The sequence below is a fragment of the Streptomyces humi genome (genome assembly GCF_001005085.2).
Classification (GTDB): Bacteria; Actinomycetota; Actinomycetes; order Streptomycetales; family Streptomycetaceae; genus Streptomyces; species Streptomyces humi.
In genome coordinates this window covers 1-17,479 of sequence record NZ_LBMU02000117.1, presented here as the reverse complement: position 1 = coordinate 17,479, position 17,479 = coordinate 1, and the positions used below count along the sequence as shown (strand labels likewise).

Annotated in this window: 14 protein-coding genes; 10 read left to right on the top strand and 4 right to left on the bottom strand. The window is 73.1% G+C overall.

The window, feature by feature from the left end:
- Window positions 1-640 (bottom strand): Gfo/Idh/MocA family protein (locus AAW13_RS40855; protein ID WP_167391790.1); only part of this gene is annotated, 640 nt, incomplete at its 3' end.
- Window positions 641-962: 322 nt separating this feature from the next.
- Here AAW13_RS40855 and AAW13_RS40850 point away from each other — a divergent pair.
- A complete protein-coding gene (locus AAW13_RS40850; RefSeq protein WP_046728779.1) occupies window positions 963-2,114 on the top strand; it encodes an MFS transporter in 1,152 nt (383 codons plus the stop codon).
- A 7-nt stretch (window positions 2,115-2,121) separates the two neighbouring features.
- Here AAW13_RS40850 and AAW13_RS40845 read toward each other — a convergent pair whose 3' ends face one another.
- Window positions 2,122-2,745, bottom strand: coding sequence for a DedA family protein (locus AAW13_RS40845; RefSeq protein WP_046728750.1), 624 nt, complete (start codon window positions 2,743-2,745; stop codon window positions 2,122-2,124).
- Window positions 2,746-2,826: 81 nt separating this feature from the next.
- Complete coding sequence (locus AAW13_RS40840; RefSeq protein WP_046728751.1) at window positions 2,827-3,228, bottom strand: ArsR/SmtB family transcription factor; 402 nt, start codon at window positions 3,226-3,228, stop codon at window positions 2,827-2,829.
- Window positions 3,229-3,366: 138 nt separating this feature from the next.
- On the opposite strand from AAW13_RS40840, the gene AAW13_RS40835 reads away from it, so the two are divergent.
- The 5 genes from AAW13_RS40835 (at window position 3,367) to cpt (ending at window position 10,598) form a co-directional block, all read left to right on the top strand.
- Complete coding sequence (locus AAW13_RS40835) at window positions 3,367-5,388, top strand: heavy metal translocating P-type ATPase (protein WP_079179167.1); 2,022 nt, start codon at window positions 3,367-3,369, stop codon at window positions 5,386-5,388.
- Window positions 5,389-6,026: 638 nt separating this feature from the next.
- Window positions 6,027-7,094, top strand: coding sequence for an LLM class flavin-dependent oxidoreductase (locus AAW13_RS40830; RefSeq protein ID WP_240528908.1), 1,068 nt, complete (start codon window positions 6,027-6,029; stop codon window positions 7,092-7,094).
- Window positions 7,095-7,188: 94 nt separating this feature from the next.
- Window positions 7,189-8,514: an NtaA/DmoA family FMN-dependent monooxygenase gene (locus AAW13_RS40825; protein WP_240528907.1), complete on the top strand. Its 1,326-nt coding sequence runs from the start codon at window positions 7,189-7,191 to the stop codon at window positions 8,512-8,514.
- 58 nt (window positions 8,515-8,572) lie between these two features.
- The gene (locus AAW13_RS40820; RefSeq protein ID WP_046728754.1) at window positions 8,573-10,039 is read left to right on the top strand and encodes a WGR domain-containing protein; all 1,467 of its coding nucleotides are present in this window, start codon (window positions 8,573-8,575) and stop codon (window positions 10,037-10,039) included.
- A 25-nt stretch (window positions 10,040-10,064) separates the two neighbouring features.
- A complete protein-coding gene (cpt, locus tag AAW13_RS40815; RefSeq protein ID WP_071659852.1) occupies window positions 10,065-10,598 on the top strand; it encodes a chloramphenicol phosphotransferase CPT in 534 nt (177 codons plus the stop codon).
- Between the two features lie 35 nt (window positions 10,599-10,633).
- On the opposite strand, the gene AAW13_RS40810 is transcribed toward cpt, so the two are convergent.
- Window positions 10,634-10,993: a hypothetical protein gene (locus tag AAW13_RS40810; protein WP_046728756.1), complete on the bottom strand. Its 360-nt coding sequence runs from the start codon at window positions 10,991-10,993 to the stop codon at window positions 10,634-10,636.
- Between the two features lie 68 nt (window positions 10,994-11,061).
- Between AAW13_RS40810 and AAW13_RS40805 the strand changes: the two genes are divergently transcribed.
- The 4 genes from AAW13_RS40805 to AAW13_RS40790 form a co-directional block, all read left to right on the top strand.
- Entirely contained in the window at window positions 11,062-12,033 is a 972-nt protein-coding gene (locus AAW13_RS40805) for a Clp protease N-terminal domain-containing protein (protein WP_046728757.1), read from the top strand.
- A 334-nt stretch (window positions 12,034-12,367) separates the two neighbouring features.
- A complete protein-coding gene (locus AAW13_RS40800; protein ID WP_046728758.1) occupies window positions 12,368-12,649 on the top strand; it encodes a phosphopantetheine-binding protein in 282 nt (93 codons plus the stop codon).
- A complete protein-coding gene (locus tag AAW13_RS40795) occupies window positions 12,646-14,166 on the top strand; it encodes an amino acid adenylation domain-containing protein (RefSeq protein ID WP_046728759.1) in 1,521 nt (506 codons plus the stop codon). Before AAW13_RS40800 ends, AAW13_RS40795 begins: the two co-directional genes overlap by 4 nt.
- Window positions 14,167-14,204: 38 nt before the next feature.
- Window positions 14,205-17,479: non-ribosomal peptide synthetase (locus AAW13_RS40790; protein ID WP_167391789.1), on the top strand; the 3,275-nt coding region annotated here is incomplete at its 3' end.

Genomic DNA, 17,479 nt, shown 5'->3' with positions numbered 1-17,479 from the left:
CGAAGAGCATGATCTGCGGGTCCTTCAGGTGCTCGGACCGTTTGCTCGTGGCGCGTGGCAGGACCACCTGGGCGGAGACGATCTCGTCGTCGAGGAGCCAGCGCAGCACGTCGATCTCGTGGACCGCCGTGTCCAGCGCGGCCATCGCGGAGGTGTAGCTCTCCGGCACGGTGGGGTTGCGGTGGGCGCAGTGCACGATCAGCGGTTCGCCGATCGTTCCCGACTCGATGATCTGTTTCATCTGGCGGTAGCCGGTGTCGTAGCGGCGCATGAAGCCGACCTGGACCAGGCGGCGGCCGTGTGCCTGCTCGGCCTCGACGATGTTGAGGCAGTCCTCGGCGGTGGTGGCGAGGGGCTTCTCGCAGAAGACCGGTTTCCCGGCGGCGATCGCGTTCAGCACGTGTTCGGCGTGGGTGGGGCCCCAGGAGGTGACGAGGACGGCGTCCACGTCGTCCGCGGTGACCACGGCCGCGCCGTCGGCCAGCACCCGGGCACCGACCGGCTCCGCTGCCTCCGCCGCGCGCGCCGGGTCGATGTCGGTGACCGCGGAGACCCTGGCTCCGGTCACGGTCTCGGTGAGGCGCCGGATGTGCTCCTTGCCGATCCAGCCGGCGCCGATCACTCCTACACGAACGGTCATGGTCATTCCTTACGGGGTTGAGAGGGGGTCAGGAGTCGGGGAGGGCGTCGGTCGTCACCGGGCAGTGGGCACTCGATTTAGAGCGCTTTAAAAGCACTCCTGAGTCGAGAACCATGCCGTCAGGCAAATGTCATGTCAATAGGTTGTCGCCGCGAGGTTTCCCCGTCGGCCGGACTCGGGCGCGCCGCGTTACATTTCTGTCCTGGGTCCGGTGAGCGGACGACGGCTCAACGGCTCGTGACCGCGCCGAGCGGGTCCTCGCCGCCCGGCCCCGGAGTTCGGAGGGGGATCGGTGACCGATCGGCCGGTGCCGGCGCGGCGGATGTGGCCGCTGTACGCGGCGGGGTTCACCACCGCCTTCGGCGCGCACGGCATCGCCGCGAGCCTCGGTGCCGAGGCGGGGGTCTCGCTGTTGGCGCTGGGCGGGCTGCTCGCCCTGTACGACGGCGCCGAGGTGCTGCTGAAGCCGGTGTTCGGCACCCTCGCCGACCGGGTCGGCGCCCGTCCGGTCCTGCTCGGCGGGCTGGTGGCCTTCGCCGTCGCGTCCGCGCTGTACGTCGTCGCCGACAGCCCCGGCTGGCTGTGGGCCGCGCGCCTGGGGCAGGGAGCCGCCGCCTCCGCGTTCTCGCCGTCGGCCTCCGCCCTGGTCGCCCGGCTCAGCCCGGCCGCCGCACGCGGCCGCGCGTTCGGCGGTTACGGCTTCTACAAGTCCGTCGGCTACACCCTCGGCCCGTTGCTCGGCGGGGTCCTGGTCCGGGTCGGCGGCCTCCGGTTGCTGTTCGCCGTCCTCGCGGTCCTGGGCGTGGCGGTCGCCGTATGGGCCGCGCTCGCCGTGCCCGTCGTACCGCCGCTGCCCAAGGCCCGGCAGACGCTGCTCGACCTGGCCCGCCGTCTCGCCGACCCGGTGTTCCTCGCCCCCACCTCCGCGCTGGCCGCCGCCACCGCCGCGCTGTCGGTGGGCGTCGGCTTCCTGCCCGTCTCCGGCCGTGCCGCCGGACTGGGCACGGTCGCCACCGGCGCCGCCGTGTCACTGCTGGCCGCGACCGCCGCACTGGTCCAGCCACGCGCCGGACGGGCCCTGGACGAGGGGCGCCTGACCACGCGTACCGGCCTGGCCGCGGGCCTGTCGGCGACCGCCGCGGGTCTGGCCTGCGCGATGCTGCCGGGACTCACCGGCATCCTCGTCGGGGCCGTCCTGATCGGCGCCGGTACCGGGCTGATCACCCCGCTCGGCTTCGCCGCGCTGGCCGGCGGTACGCCCGTGGAACGACTGGGGCAGACCATGGGCGCCGCGGAACTCGGCCGCGAACTCGGCGACGCGGGCGGCCCGCTGCTCGTCGCCGCCGTCGCCTCGCTCGCCACGCTCACCTACGGCTACGGGGCTCTCGCGGCCCTGGTCGGGGTGGGCGCGGTGGTCGCGCTCGCGCGCCGTCGGGCGGCGCCGACCGCACCGGGGGCCGGGCCGGAGGAGTGAACCCGGGTCAGGCCCGGCGTCGCCGGCGCCGCAGCAGATGCCGCAGGACGAGGGCGGCGACGAGCACGCCCAGGGCGACGAGCGCGTAGAGCTGGTAGCGGCTGATCTCGTCGTACACGGCGGTGATGTGGGTGCCCGTCACATAGGAGAGGCTCGCCCACAGGCCGACCCACAGCGCCGCGCCGAGGGCGTTGAAGACGAGGAAGCGGCGCCACGGCATTCCGCTGGTGCCCGCGACGATGCCGTTGACCTGGCGCAGCCCTTCCACGAAACGGGCGACCACGACGATCTTGCCGCCGTGGCGGCTGAAGAACTCCTCGGCCTTCCGGAAGCGCTCCGGGGTCAGGAACACATAGCGTCCCCAGCGGTGCACGAAGGCCCGGCCGCCGGTGTGGCCGATCAGGTAGCCGATGTTGTCACCGACGACGGCGGCGGCGAACGCGATGACCGCCACGGCCACGATGTTCAGTTGCCCGGCCCCCGCGTAGATGCCCGCGGCGATCAGGATGGTCTCCCCGGGGGCGGGGACTCCGAAGTCCTCCACGAGGACGACGGCACCCACGGCCCAGTAGCCGTAGTGGGTGAGCAGCGGGGCCAGATGAGCCAGCGGGCCCGGAAGCGGCGGCGCCATGCCCCCACCGTACGCGGCCGCCGAGCCCTGCTGCCGGTCGGCTCGGCGAGACGGCCCCGCCGAGCCGTCGGCCGCCCGGCCTCAGCGCGGGAGGCCGGCGTTCTCGGCCGGCTCGGAGGCGGCCGGGGTGTCGCGGATGCCGAGACGCAGGTGCTCGACGTGGTGGAGGGCCTGCTCCAGGAGTTCGGCGACGTGGTTGTCGTAGAGCCCGTAGATGACCGAGCGGCCCCGCCGTTCGCCGGTGACCAGGCCGAGGTTGCGCAGCAGACGCAGCTGGTGGGAGCAGGCGGACTGTTCCATGCCGACGGCGTCGGCGAGCTCGGTCGCCGCGCACGGTCCCTCCTGGAGGCGGGCCAGGATGCGCAGCCGGGACGGTGTGGCCAGGGCCTGGAGGGTGGCGGCCACGTCGGCGGCGCCCACGGTCTCCAGGCGCTCGCGCGCTGTGGCGGCGGTGGTGTTCTCGGCGTCAGCTCCATGGCCCATGGCAGTCATCCTACGGAGACGAACCCATGAACACATGAATGAGTCTTCATGTGGTCATGTACGGTGGGAGGGAGCGGCCCCGGATGCCCGGTGGGCCCTGTTTCGTCATGCCTCCGTCCGTGAAGGACCTCCGTGCCGATGACCGTCCCCGTGACCTCGACCGTCCCCGTGACCTCGACCGCCCCCGGGCCGTCCGCCCCGCAGCCGGCCGCGGCCCGGCCGGCGCCGCCGCGCCACGGCGGTGCGCCCCGTCGCCGTACCCGTCTCCTCGCCCTGTCCGAGGCGCGCTGGGCGCTGGCCGCCACCGTCCTCTTCCTGCTCGCCCTGCCGATGCAGCTGGCGGGCGCTCCGGCGTGGACCTGGGGACCGCTGTACGCGTCGGCGTACGCGACCGGCGGCTGGGAGCCCGGCTGGGAGGGGCTGCGGGCGCTGCGGCGGCGGACCCTCGACGTCGACCTGCTGATGGTGGTCGCCGCGCTCGGCGCGGCGGCGATCGGGCAGGTGATGGACGGCGCCCTGCTGATCGTCATCTTCGCCACGTCCGGGGCGCTGGAGGCGCTGGCCACGGCGCGGACGGCCGACTCCGTGCGCGGTCTGCTGGATCTCGCGCCCGCCACCGCCACCCGGGTCGACGCGGACGGCGCCGAGGAGACCGTCCCCGTCGGGGAACTGGCCGTCGGCGACACCCTGCTCGTACGGCCCGGGGAGCGCGTCGGCGCCGACGGCCGGGTGCTGGACGGGGCGAGCGACGTCGACCAGGCGACCCTCACCGGCGAGCCGATGCCCGTGGTCAAGGAGAAGGGCGACGAGGTCTTCGCCGGCACCCTCAACGGCACCGGCGCACTCCGCGTGCGCGTCGAGCGGGACGCCTCCGACTCGGTGATCGCGCGGATCGTGCGGATGGTGCAGGAGGCCTCGGAGACGAAGGCGCCGACCCAGTTGTTCATCGAGAAGGTCGAACAGCGTTATTCACTGGGCATGGTCGTGGCGACCCTGGCCGTCTTCCTCGTCCCGCCGGCCTTCGGCGCCGCGCTCACCGGCTCGCTGCTGCGGGCGATGACCTTCATGATCGTGGCCTCGCCCTGTGCGGTCGTGCTGGCGACCATGCCGCCGCTGCTGTCCGCCATCGCCAACTCCGGACGGCACGGTGTGCTGGTCAAGTCGGCCGTCGTGATGGAGCGGCTGGGGCAGGTCGACGCGGTGGCCCTCGACAAGACCGGCACCCTCACCGAGGGCACGCCGACGGTCGGCGAGGTCCGGCCGGTCGGCGGAACCTGCCCGGACGAGGTGCTGGTCCTGGCCGCCGCGGCGGAGCACCCGAGCGAGCACCCGCTCGCCCGCGCCGTCGTCGACGCGGCGCGTGAACGCGGACTCGGTCTGCCGGTGGCGGAGAACTTCGACTCCACGCCCGGCGTCGGCGTGACCGCCACGGTCGACGGGCGCGTCGTCGCGGTCGGCGCACCGGCCAGGCTGCTGAACGGCGCGACGGACGCGGACTCCGCCCGTGCGGCGGAGCTCGCCGCCGAACTGGAGGACAGTGGACGGACCGCCGTCCTGGTCAGCTTGGACGGTACGCCGGTGGGCGTGCTCGGCATCGCCGACCGGCTGCGCCCCGACGCCACCGCCACCGTCGCCGCGCTGACCGCCCTGACCGGCACCGCACCCCTGCTGCTGACCGGCGACAACCCGCGCGCCGCCGCCCGCCTGGCCGGCGAGGTCGGCGTCACGGACGTGCGGGCCGGCCTGTTGCCCCATCAGAAAGTGCGAGCCGTAAGGGAGTTGGCGGAGACCGGCCACAAGGTGCTGGTCGTCGGCGACGGTGTCAACGACGCCCCGGCGCTGGCCGCCGCGCACACCGGGATCGCCATGGGCCGGGCGGGTTCCGACCTGGCCCTGGAGACCGCCGACGCGGTGATCGTCCGCGACGAACTCACCACCGTCCCGGCGGTGATCGCGCTCTCCCGGCGTGCACGTGCGCTCGTCGTGCAGAACCTCGTCGTCGCCGGTGTCTTCATCACCGGTCTGGTGATCTGGGACCTCGCCGGCCACCTCCCCCTCCCACTCGGGGTCGCCGGCCACGAGGGGTCCACCGTCCTCGTCGGCCTCAACGGCCTGCGCCTGCTCCGCGAGACCGCCTGGCGGCGGGCCGCCCGACCCTGACCGCCGCCACGCCGAAGCCCATGCGAGGCCCGCCCGGGGAAGGGATCGGAGGCAGGACACAGCGCCCCGAAGGAGCGCGGGGAACTGCGCGACCGGCCACCCCGCGCACCCGCGGCCGAGAACGGTCCGCAGTACCCATCCGGAACAATCGGGCCGCAGAAGACCGGCAGCGGTCGGCTCCGCACCGGCCGTGCAACTGCCGGGCGGGGGGCCGTGCATCGGCCGTGCGGTGGCCGTGCGTCGGCCGTGCATCGGCTGTGCGGAGGGTCGTGCGTCGGCCGTGCGGTGGCCGTGCAACTGCCGGGCGGAGGGCCGTGCGTCGGCTGTGCGGCGGGCCGGTGGCGGTCGATCGGGCGCATTGACATTCCGATCGATCACTCGGAGACTCGATCACATGCCCGAGGTCCCGATGCTCACCAGCGAGCGATGCGTCGACCTCGTCCGGGTTTCCAGCGCCCAGTGTTGATCCTCTGGTCCTCTTCGCCAGTCCACTGTCGCGTGCTGCCGCGTCCGCTCTGACCGCAGGGCCGTGCGTCCGGCTGCCCCGGGTGTCCGACACCGATCTCCGCGCACAGTGCCTGGGACGGCGTCCTCCACCCGCCTGCTGACAGCCGGCATTCCGCCCCGCGATCGGAAGCATGATGAATCCGGAATTCCTCTGGTACATCCCCAACACCGTCGAACCGGGACACCGCGGTGACGACACGACGACCGGCTGGGGCTCCGTCGAGTACTCCACCGACCTCGCCCGCGCGGCCGAGGAACACGGCTGGGGCGGCGCGCTCCTGGGCACGGGGTGGGGCCGCCCGGACACCTTCACCGTCGCCACCGCGCTGGCCGCCCGGACCACCACCTTCAAGCCCCTGATCGCGGTCCGCCCCGGTTACTGGCAGCCGGCGCACTTCGCCAGCGCGGCGGCGACCCTCGACCAGCTCAGCCGCGGCCGGGTCCTGGTCAACATCGTCAGCGGACTGGACAACCTCGCCGCGTACGGGGACACCCGCAGCGATCCCGCCCAACGCTACGCCCGCACACGGGAGTTCCTGCACCTCGTACGACGCCTGTGGACCGAGGAGGACGTCACGTTCGACGGGGAGCACTTCCAGGTCGGCCACTCCACGGTGGCCCCCCGCCCGCACGTGACCGGCACGAGAACACATCCGACGCTGTACTTCGGCGGCGCGTCCGAGGCCGCCGAGCGGGTGTCGGCCGAGGAGGCGGACGTCCAGCTCTTCTGGGGCGAACCCCTCGACGGTCTCGCCGAACGGATCGACCGGCTGCGGGCGTTGAGCGAGCAGGTGGGCCGCAGGCACCGGCCGCTCGAGTTCGGGCTGCGGATCACCACGCTGGTGCGCGACACCACCGAGGAGGCGTGGCGCGCGGCCGAGGAACGGGTCGCGCGGATGGCGGCGGACGGCGGCAAGGAGCTGACCTGGGCGGGGGACCGCAGGACCGCCGTCGGACAGCGGCGGCTCTTCGACCTGGCCGCACGGGGCGAGGTGCTCGACACCTGCCTGTACACCGCGCCCGGCAAGGTGGGCGGCGGGGGAGCGGGCACCACCTGGCTGGTCGGCACCGCCGCCGAGGTGGCCGCGGCCCTTGACGACTACCGCAAGCTCGGCATCACCCACTTCGTCCTCTCCGACACCCCCTACAAGCGGGAGACCGCCCGGGTCGGCGACCAACTGCTGCCCCTGCTGCGGTGACCGCCCGGCAGAGCCGCCGGCGGCCCCGGACACCATCCACCACGAAGAGAACGGACGAGCAGTGAGCGCCCAGCAGCCCAGAACCCTGAAGACCGTGACCGGAGCCGGTGGCACGTCGGAGACGTACGACCTGGCGATCGACCCGGCCCGGTCCACCCTGGACACCGCCGTGCGGGTGGCGAAGCTCGCCGAGGCCGCGAGGTTCGACGCGCTGTTCACCGCCGACCTGCTCCGGTTCGACGCCCAGGGCGCGATCGGCTCGCAGGAACCGCTGGTGTTCGTCTCGGCGCTGAGCCAGGTGACCTCGCGGATCGGCCTGATCGCGACCGTGTCCAGCACCTTCCACCACCCGTTCAACCTGGCCCGGCTGTTCGGCACCCTCGACCACGTGAGCAACGGGCGGGCCGCCTGGAACCTGGTGACCTCCTCGGTCGGTGAGGAGAACTTCGGCGCCGGGGAACTGCCCAGCCCGGAGGAGCGGTACGCGCGCGCCGCGGAGACGCTGGAGGTGGTCAACGCGCTGTGGGACAGCTGGGAGCCCGGCGCGCTGACGGCCGGTGCGGACGGGAGGGCGGTGCTGCACCGCGACCGGGTGCACCCCGTCCGCCACTCCGGCCGGTTCTTCACCGTGGCCGGCCCGCTGAACATCCCGCCGCTGCCGCAGCGGCGTCCGGTGCAGATCCAGGCCGGGCAGTCGGCGGCGGGGCGGGCACTGGGCGCCCGCTACGCGGAGGTCGTGTTCACGTCGCTGCCCACCCTCGACCACGCCCTCGACTTCACCCGCGGGATCCGCGGCCAGGCGCGGAGCCTGGGACGGGCCGAAGGACTGCCGCTGATCTTCAGTTCGTTGCACGCCACGTACGGCGCCACCGAGGAGGAGGCGAAGCGGCTCGTCCGGGAGAGGCGGGAGGCGATCGACTTCGAACGCGGCCGCGCCCAGCTGGCCGACATGCTCGGCGGCGGGGTCGACCTGTCCGGGCTCCCGCTGGACGCACCGCTGCCGGAGAGCCTGCTGCCCGACGTGGCGTCGGTGAACCGCCGGCGCGGCCGGGTCGACATCTTCGCCGGCTACGCACGGCAGGGCCACACGCTGCGGGAGCTCATCGTCGCGGCGCAGGACACCGGGCACTGGTCCGCCGCGGGAACGCCCGAACAGCTCGCCGACGCCGTCGAGGAACGCTTCCGCGCGGGCGTCCTGGACGTGATCTCGCTGAGCGGTCTCGCGGACCCCCGCCAGCACGACTTCGTCGTCAACGGCCTCCTGCACGAGCTGCGCAGGCGGGGGATCGTCGCCGCCGACTACACCGGCACCACGCTCCGCGAGAACCTCGGACTCGAACTGCCGCCCCGAGGCGGCGTACCCGCTGAGCCCCGTCACGACGAGGGCCGCGTGAGCGTCGATGTCAGTGGCGGCCACTAGTTTGAGATCACTGGAGCTCGGCCGCACCGGCCGGCCAGGCCTTGGGGAGGGGTGTGCGGTGTCCGCTGCGCAGGCACGACAGTCGGGGAACACGACGTATCTGGAGCTGTCCCAGGAGAGCGGCGGTGCCCACAAGTTCTACGAGGTGACCGTCGACGGGACCACGGTCTCCGTGCGGTACGGACGGATCGGTGTGGACGGGCAGCGCCAGACCTCCTCCTTCGCGTCCGTCGACAAGGCGCGGGCAGCGGCGGCGAGGAAGATAGCCGAGAAGGTGCGGAAGGGGTACGCGCCGGCGGTCCAAGGGCAGCGCGCGGCCCGCCCGGTGACCCGCCGTCAGGTGTCGTCCGCCCCGTCCACGGCGCGGGCCACCGCCCCCGTGCTGTGGCGGTTCCGTACGGGCGCCGCCGCGTTCGGCATCCATGTGGACGAGGACCGCTGCTGGGTCGGCAACCAGCAGGGCAGCGTCTACACCCTGAGCCACGACGGCGAGGTGCTGGCCCACTACTCCCTGCCCGACGGTGTGAAGTGCCTGGTGGCGGACGACTTCTGGATCTACGCGGGCTGCGACGACGGCCGGGTCTACGACCTCTCGGCGAAGGTGCCGTTCGCCGCCTACGAGATCGCGGCCGAGGTGGACATCTTCTGGCTGGACATCCACGCCGGCGTGCTGAACGTATCCGACCGCAACGGCGGCCTGACGGTCATCGACCACGAGGACGAACTCCAGTGGTCACGCAACTCGTCGGGAGAACAGGGATGGATGGTGCGGGCCGACGAGCGCACCGTGTACCACGGCCACAGCGACGGTGTGACGGCCTACGCGGCCGACGGCACCAGCCAGCTCTGGCACACCACGACCAGCGGCAACGTCCTCTTCGGATGGCAGGAGGAGAACGCGGTCTACGCCGGGACGGGGCGGCGGGTCGTCCAGCGGCTCGCCAAGTCCTCCGGGGCCGTCGAGGCCTCCTACCGGTGCGACGCCGCGGTGTACTCCTGCGCCACGTCCCCCGGCGGCCGTTACGTCTTCGCGGGTGACTCCGCCTCCTCCGTCTACTGCTTCACCGCGGACGGCACCCGGCTGTGGAAGCTCGGCACCGGCGGCGGCTCGGCACTCTCCATGCAGTACCACGACGAACGGCTCTACATCGTCTCCACCGACGGCTCGCTCGCCTGCGTCGACGCGAGCGAGGCCGCGATCACCGCCGCCCAGTCCGGCACCGTCCCGGTCGCCGCGGACGTCAAGCTGGCGGCCGCCCTGCCGACGTACGCACCACTGACCACGGCCGCCTCCGTCGCCACGGTCAGCGCCGTGCCCGCGACGGGCGGCGGGGTCGTCGTGGAGTGCTTCGAACAGGGTGGCCGCGTGCGGGTACGGGTGGTCTCCGAGGGCTACGAGCCGGGCTGGAACGTGCAGTTCCCGCGCGCCATACGCCAGCCCGGCGCACGCTACGTGGTGGACGCGCTGCACTCCTCGTCGGGCGGTTTCTACCGGGTGCGCGGGGAAATAAAGCGCCTGGTGTGACCGAGGGTTCGTCTAGGGTGGCGTGGTGACGCCTCAGGTGATCGTCCTCAACGGTGGTTCCAGCTCGGGCAAGTCCGGGATCGTCCGGTGTCTTCAGGCGGTCCTGCCGGACCCCTGGCTGGCCCTCGGGACGGACACGTTCGTCGAGGCGATGCCGGCCGCCATGCGGGCGTCGGACGACGGCATCGAGTTCGCTCCGGACGGACAGGTGGTCGTCGGCCCGGAGTTCCGGACGCTGGAGGCGGCCTGGATCGAGGGGGTCGCCGCGATGGCCCGTGCGGGCGCCCGTGTCATCGTCGACGAGGTCTTCCTCGGCGGGGCGTACTCGCAGCAGCGCTGGCTGAAGGCCCTGGACGGGCTGCCGGTGCTGTGGGTCGGTGTCAGGTGCGAGGCCGCGGTGGCCGCGGGCCGTGAGGTCGCACGGGGCGACCGGACCATCGGGATGGCCGCGTCCCAGGCGGAGTCGGTCCACCGGGACGTGACGTACGACCTGGAGGTCGACACCACGCACACCGAGTCGATGGAGTGCGCGCGGGCCGTCGCCGCACACATCGGGTGATCAACGGCCCGTCGGCACAACGCCGTTCGGGCCGGTCACTTCCGTTCCAGCGCGGCCAGACGCAGTTCGAGCTGGTCGACCCGGTGCCGCAGCAGGGTCACCTGGGCCTCCAGGCTGACGTCCCGTTCCGCTCGGCGCTGGATGCGCGGCGACGCGGCGGCGCGCTCGATCACCGCCTCCAACTGGACCAGCCGCTGAGGCCCGTTGGGGCCGTCCACCAGCCGGGACCTGATCTCGCCGTTGCGGTACCAGGACCGCAGGGCCGAGCGTGAGACACCGGTCTCGGCCTCCGCCCTGGCCAGGGTGACCCAGGGCGTCTCGTCCAGTTGCTCGAACAGCTCCAGCTCGCTCTGCCAGCGCGCGAGCCGGTCCTCCCAGTCCGACGGTGTCTCCATCGCACCCTCCCTCCATCATGGTGACCCTATCAATACCAGTGTATTGACAGGGTTGGGACCATGGAGACATGACTTTCGAGAAGTTCACGGTGAAAGCGCGTCAGGTGGTCGTCACGGCCCAGGAGCAGGCGAGGCTGCTCAAGCACACGCACATCGGCACCGAGCACATCCTGTTGGGACTGCTCGAGGTGCCCGACGGCACGGCGGCGAAGGTCCTGCACCAGCTCGGGTACGACAAGGACACGGCGCGGGCCGACATCACCGCGCTGGTCGAGCCCGGCACACAGGAGCTGAGCGGTCACATCCCGTTCGCGCCGCGGGCGAAGAAGACGCTCGAACTCGCCCTGCGCGAGGCGCAGCAGCTGCACCACCGCGACATCGGCACGGAACACATCTTGCTCGCCCTGGTCAGAGAGGGCGAGGGGGCCGGGGCGCGGGTGCTCGCCGAACGGATCAAGCCGGTCAGCAGGATCCGTGCCGCGGTCCTGTCGTCGCTGGAGGGCACGCAGGACGCGGGGGCGGGCCCGTGGCCGGCCGGCACCCCCGCCACCGAGGACACCGTGTCCACGGCGAGCGCGCTGGCCGGGGGCGCGCCGGTCGGCAGCCACCACCTGCTGGAGGCGATGCTGCGGGCGGAGAACAGCATGGCGGCCAGGGTGCTGCGTGAACTCGGGGTCGACGCGGACACGGTCGCCGCCAAGATCGACGAACTGGACCCGGAGACGACCACGGACGCGAACCCGGAGGAGGCCGCCGCGCGCCGGATGGAGATCCGGCTGGTCGGCGAGGAGGTGCACCTGGTCCTGCGGGACCCGGCGACGGTCGCGGCCGCCACGAAGGTCACCGAGCTGTCCGACGGCCCGATCCGGGGGACCGGACCGGTCGCCGGCCAGTTCGTGCCGCTCTGGCGGTCCGTCAACCAGCTGCTGGCGGAGCTCCAGCGGGTCCTGGAACCGGAGCCCGAGGGCGCGGACGGTCCCGCCGAGAGCAAGGTGGTCAGGGCCGTGCGCTCGGTGCTCGCGCCGCGGCTCCGCCGGTGAACCGGCGCCCGCCGCCCGCCGCCCGCCGTCTGACACCCATCACCGGTGACCGGTCTCCGCGGACGTGAGCAGGAGCACGGCATCCGGCACGACCCGGGTGGGGTAGTAGACGAGGGAGTGACGATCCACGCGACCGCGTGGACCGTGAAGCCTGGAACAACTCGATGACCGGAAAGGGCCGTGCTTGCGTCGCAACCGGCCCCGCAGGGCCCCGGAGGGAACGGGCGAACATGCCCCGCGCCGGGGCCCTGCCGTTGTTCCCGTTCCTTCTCCCCGCTCTCTCCTTTCCTCCCGTGCGGCGGACCTCCGCCGTGCCCCACTCCTGAGGTGACGCATGTCTGATCGTCAACTGTCGGCGCCGGCCCCCGGCCCGACGCCCTCCGGCTTACCCGCCGAGATCTCCGCGATCTGGGCGGACGTCCTCGAAGTCGATTCGGTCGCGGGCGACTTGAGTTTCTACGACTTCGGCGGGACCTCCCTCCAGGCCATGCGGATCTGCGCCCGCATCGAACGGCTCACCGGGCGCGAGGTCGCACCCGAACTCCTCTTCGACGCCGACACCTTCGAGGACTTCGTCGCCGACGTCCTGCGTGCCGACGACGGGACGGAGCGTTGACCCGGCCCTCCGGTACGCCACGGCTGATCCACGAGGCGTTCGCGCGACAGGCGGCACGGCGGCCGGCGGCCACGGCCGTCGTGTGCGGGGAGAGGACCCTCGGCTACGGCGAACTCGACGCCCTGGCGGCCGGCTGGGCCGACGCCCTGGCCGCGCTCGGCGCCGGACCCGGAACCGTCGTACCGGTGCTGCTGCCGCGTTCACCGGAGTTGGTGGCCGCCCTGCTCGCGGTCCTCCGGTGCGGGGCGGCCTACGCGGCTCTCGACCCGAAGTGGCCCGGACGCCGGCTCGCCGACGTGATCGCGTCCCTCGCCCCGCCGGTGGTCGTGGGCCGCGCCCGGCCCGACGGCACGGACGCCCCCCTGTGGTCGCCGCCCCCGCTGGACGTCCCGCTCCCGCGCTCCGGCCGCGCGGCCCCCGTGCCGGCACCGGCCGACGGCTCCTCCCCGGCCATGGTGTTCTTCACCTCCGGCACCAGCGGATCACCGAAGGGCGTCCTCTCCCCGCACCGGGCGACCACCCGCCTGTTCCCCGAGGGCGAGGCCGGGTTCGCCGCGTTCGGCGCGGGCCACGCCATGGTGCAGGCCGCGCCCGCCTCGTGGGACGCCTTCGGCCTGGAGGTCTGGTCGATGCTGACGACGGGCGGTACGACCGTGATCGCCGAGGGCGACCACCTGATGCCGCACCGGCTGCGCGCCCTGATACGCCGACACCACGTGGACACGGTGTGGCTGACGGCCTCCCTCTTCAACCTCTTCGTGGACGAGGACCCGGGGTGCTTCACCGGTCTCGGCCAGGTGATCACGGGGGGCGAACGGCTGTCCGTCCCGCATGTACGGGCGTTCCTCGCGGAACACCGTGACATCGTCCTCCTCAACGGCTACGGGCCGGTGGAGAGCTGTGTGTTCGCCACCACCCACCGCGTCGGCGCGGCCGACTGCGCCACCCCGACCGGCATACCGGTCGGCCGTCCCGTGCCGGGCACCGACGTGCTGGTCATGGACGGCGGCGAGCGGGTGCCGCGGGGGACGACGGGCGAGATCTGCCTGGCCGGCGACGGACTCGCCCACGGCTACCTGGGCGACCGGGCCGCGACGGCGGCCGCGTTCGTCGAACTGACCGTGGACGGCGTCCGCACCCGGCTGTACCGCACGGGCGACCTCGGCTTCGAGGACGACGCCGGTGTGCTCCACTACCGCGGCCGCAAGGACCTCCAGGTCAAGGTGGCGGGGCACCGCGTCGAACCGGGCGAGATCGAGGCGCACGTCCGCGAGGTGCCCGGGGTGCGCGACTGCGTCGCCGTACCGGTACCGGGACCGGACGGCAGCTACAGCGGTGTGCACCTCTTCTACACGGCAGCCCCCGGCCACGAGCCGCCCCTGGAGCCACGGACGCTCCGCGCCGTCCTGTCCAGGGCTCTCCCGGCCTACCTGGTGCCGCAGCGCGTACACCGACGCGACAGCCTCCCCTATACGAAGCAGGGCAAACCGGACCGGACCGCACTGGCCGCGCGATGACGCACACCGCCCACCCCGCACGCAGTGGAGTTTCGACCATGACAACAGAACGCCCAGCCGCCCGGCCGACGTACCCCATGTCGTTCGAGCAGGAGTCCATCTGGTTGCAGGACCAGTTCCTCGAAGGCCCTTCGCGCTACGTCGAATCGTGGGTCCACCATCTGCGCGGACCGGTGGACACCACCGCCGTCGAGACCGCGCTCACCTCGGTCGTCGCCCACCAGGAGGCGCTGCGCAGCCGTCTGGGCAGTGTGGACGGCATGCCCGTCCAGACGGTGCTGCCCCCCGCGCCGGTACCGGTCGACGAACGCCGGGTGACACCCGCCGAGTTGGACGCGGCGATCCGCCAGGCCATCTCCAGACCGGTCCCCCTGGAGCGGCCGCCGCTGCTCCGCGCCACCCTGTTACGTCTCCACGACACCGAGGCGGTGCTCGCCGTCGCCATGCACCACGCCGTGATGGACGGCTGGAGCGCCCGGCTCCTCGACGAGCAGATCAGCGAGGCCTACCGGGCCGCCGTCGAGCGACGGCCACCGCGACTGCCCGAACTCCCGCTCCAGTTCGGGCCGTACGCGGAGCGGCAGCGCCGCGACGACGAGGTGACGTCCCCGGAACACCTCGACTACTGGCGCACGGTCCTGGCCGACGCCCCCGAGGAGTCCACCTTCCCCGGCGACCGGCCCCGGCCGGCCCGGCCGAGCCACCGGGGCGGCGAGATCCGCTTCACCGTCGCGGGGGAGACGGGGACCGCGCTGCGGGCCTTCGCCCGCGCGCAGCGCGCGACCCCGTTCGTCGTCCTGATCTCCGCCCTGACCGCGCTGCTCAACAGGGTGTCGGGACAGGACGACGTGGTGCTCGGCACGCCGATCTCCCGCCGCACCGGCACGGAGGTGAAATCGCTGCTCGGCTGCCTCACCGACGTCATGCCGCTGCGGCACCGCATCGGTGCGGGCGAGACGTTCCGCGAACTGGTGGCCTCGGTCAGGTCCTCGACGTGGTCCGCCGTCCGGCACCGGCACATCCCGTACGGACACCTCGTGCGCGAGTTCGCCGCCGAGCGCGTCCTGGGCCGGTTCCCGCTGTTCCAGATCGTGTTCACCCTGGACGACGAGACGGGCGGCGGACTGCGGCTGCCCGGCATCGAGTCCGAACGCCTCTACCGGCACAGCGGCAGGTCGAAGTTCGACCTCTTCCTCAACCTCGTGCCCGAGGGCGACGGATACCAGGGCTACCTGGAGTACTCGGAAGACCTCTTCGACGCGGCCACGGCGCGCCGCCTCGCGGACCGCTTCGGCCTGCTGCTCGCCGACGCCGTGCGCCGGCCGGACACGGCACTCGCGGCACTCGACATCACGACCCCCGGCGAACGGTCCCGGCTCGCCGCCTGGGCCGCGGGACCACGGCCGTCCGGCGCGGCCGCCCTCGCGCACCTGGCCCTCCGCCCGCACGTGGCGCAGAGCCCCGACGTGCCGGCCGTCGTGCACGCCGGCGAGGTCCTGTCGTACCGCGAACTCGACACCCGCGCCGACGACATCGCGGCGGGGCTGACCGCACTGGGGTGCGGCGGACAGCGCGTCGCCGTCTGCATGGGCCGCTCACTCGACCACCCGCTCGCGGTGCTGGGCGTCCTGCGCGCCGGAGCGGCCTGCCTGCCACTGGACCCGGACCAGCCGGCGTCCCGGACGGCCTTCGTCCTGGCGGACGCGGGCGCCCGGGTCGTCCTCACGGACGCGCCGCACGCCGACGCCCTGCGCGGCCTGCCCGGACTCACCGTCCTGACCTTGCGGGACCTGCCGCGGGACCTGCCGCGTCCGGCCGCCGTCACGCTGCCGGCGGTGACCGCCGACTCCCTCGCCTACGTGCTCTACACCTCCGGTTCGACCGGGCACCCGAAGGGCGTCGCCATGTCGCACCGGAGCCTGGCCAACCTCGTCGACTGGCAGCGGCGCGACTCCGCGTGCGGGCCGGCCTCCCGCACCCTCCAGTTCGCTCCGCTCACCTTCGACGTGGCGTTCCAGGAAGTCTTCGCCACCTGGGCGGCCGGCGGCACCCTCGTGATCGCCGACGAGTCGGTCCGCAGGGATCCGGGCCGGCTCCTCGACCTGATCCACGAGCAGCGCGTCGAACGGCTGATCCTGCCGTTCGTCGCCCTACAGCAGCTCGCCGAACACGCCTGCGCCGAGCAGCGGTTCCTCGGCTCCCTCAAGGAGGTCGTCACCTCCGGCGAGCAGTTGTTCGTCACCCCGGCGCTGCGCCGTCTGTTCTCCGAGCTGACCAAGGCGGGTTTGCAGAACCAGTACGGCCCCACCGAGACGCACGTGGTCACGGCCCTGAACCTCGGTGGTGACCCCGCCTCGTGGCCGGAGCGACCGAGCATCGGGCGGCCCATCGCCGGAGCCGAGGTACGGGTCCGGGACAAGGCGCTCGAGCCGCTGCCGGTCGGGGTGCCCGGCGAGATCTGCGTCGGCGGTCTGCCGGTGGCCCAGGGCTACGTCGGACAGGCGGCCGGCCGAGGCGGCGGCTTCGTGACCGGTCCCGGCGGCGAGCGGCTCTACAACACCGGTGACCTCGGACGGCTGCTGCCCGACGGCACCATCGAGTTCCTGGGGCGTGACGACGGGCAGGTGAAGATCCACGGGTACCGGGTGGAGCTCCAGGAGGTGGAGGCCGCCGTCAGACAGGTGCCCGGGGTGTCCGACGCCGTCGTGGTGGCGCTGCCCGGGGCGACCTCCGCGGAGTCCCGGCTGGCCGCGCACTACATCCCGGCGCCGGCCGCGGGCCTCTCCCCGGACGCCGTGCGCGCCGCACTGCGTACCCGGCTGCCGGCCCACCTGGTGCCCGGGATCATCCGGCCGGTCGGGGCGTTTCCGCTGACGTCGAGCGGCAAGGCGGACCGGGCCGCCCTCGCCCGCGAGTCCCAGCGGGCACGGCCGGCGCCGCGACGCCGGCCGGCCGCGACCACGTCCGTCCAGGAACGGCTGGGCGCGATCTGGGCGGAGCTCCTCGGCCGGGAGGCCGCCGGCATCGACCCGGACGACAACTTCTTCCACGTGGGCGGGGATTCACTGCTCGGGGCGCGGTTGATGCTCCGGCTCCGGGAGGAGTTCGGGGTGCGGCTCGGACTCGACGCGGTCTACGGATCGCCGACCGTCGCCGGACTGGCCGCGCTGCTGCACACGACCCCCACGACACGGCCGCCCGCCTGGACCGTCGCCCCACTGCTTCCCGACGACATAGTGCCGACCCCCACAAAGCCGAGCACAACGAAAACGGGGGCTGCGGAGGCGGGGGCTGCGAGGGCGGGGGCTGCGGG

Bases quoted from the DNA above. Each gene is read 5' to 3' on its own strand.
- AAW13_RS40850 (WP_046728779.1), top strand. From the start codon at position 963: ATGTGGCCGCTGTACGCGGCGGGGTTCACCACCGCCTTCGGCGCGCAC.
- AAW13_RS40845 (WP_046728750.1), bottom strand. From the start codon at position 2,745: ATGGCGCCGCCGCTTCCGGGCCCGCTGGCTCATCTGGCCCCGCTGCTC.
- AAW13_RS40840 (WP_046728751.1), bottom strand. From the start codon at position 3,228: ATGGGCCATGGAGCTGACGCCGAGAACACCACCGCCGCCACAGCGCGC.
- AAW13_RS40835 (WP_079179167.1), top strand. From the start codon at position 3,367: ATGACCGTCCCCGTGACCTCGACCGTCCCCGTGACCTCGACCGCCCCC.
- AAW13_RS40830 (WP_240528908.1), top strand. From the start codon at position 6,027: ATGATGAATCCGGAATTCCTCTGGTACATCCCCAACACCGTCGAACCG.
- AAW13_RS40810 (WP_046728756.1), bottom strand. From the start codon at position 10,993: ATGGAGACACCGTCGGACTGGGAGGACCGGCTCGCGCGCTGGCAGAGC.
- AAW13_RS40805 (WP_046728757.1), top strand. From the start codon at position 11,062: ATGACTTTCGAGAAGTTCACGGTGAAAGCGCGTCAGGTGGTCGTCACG.
- AAW13_RS40800 (WP_046728758.1), top strand. From the start codon at position 12,368: ATGTCTGATCGTCAACTGTCGGCGCCGGCCCCCGGCCCGACGCCCTCC.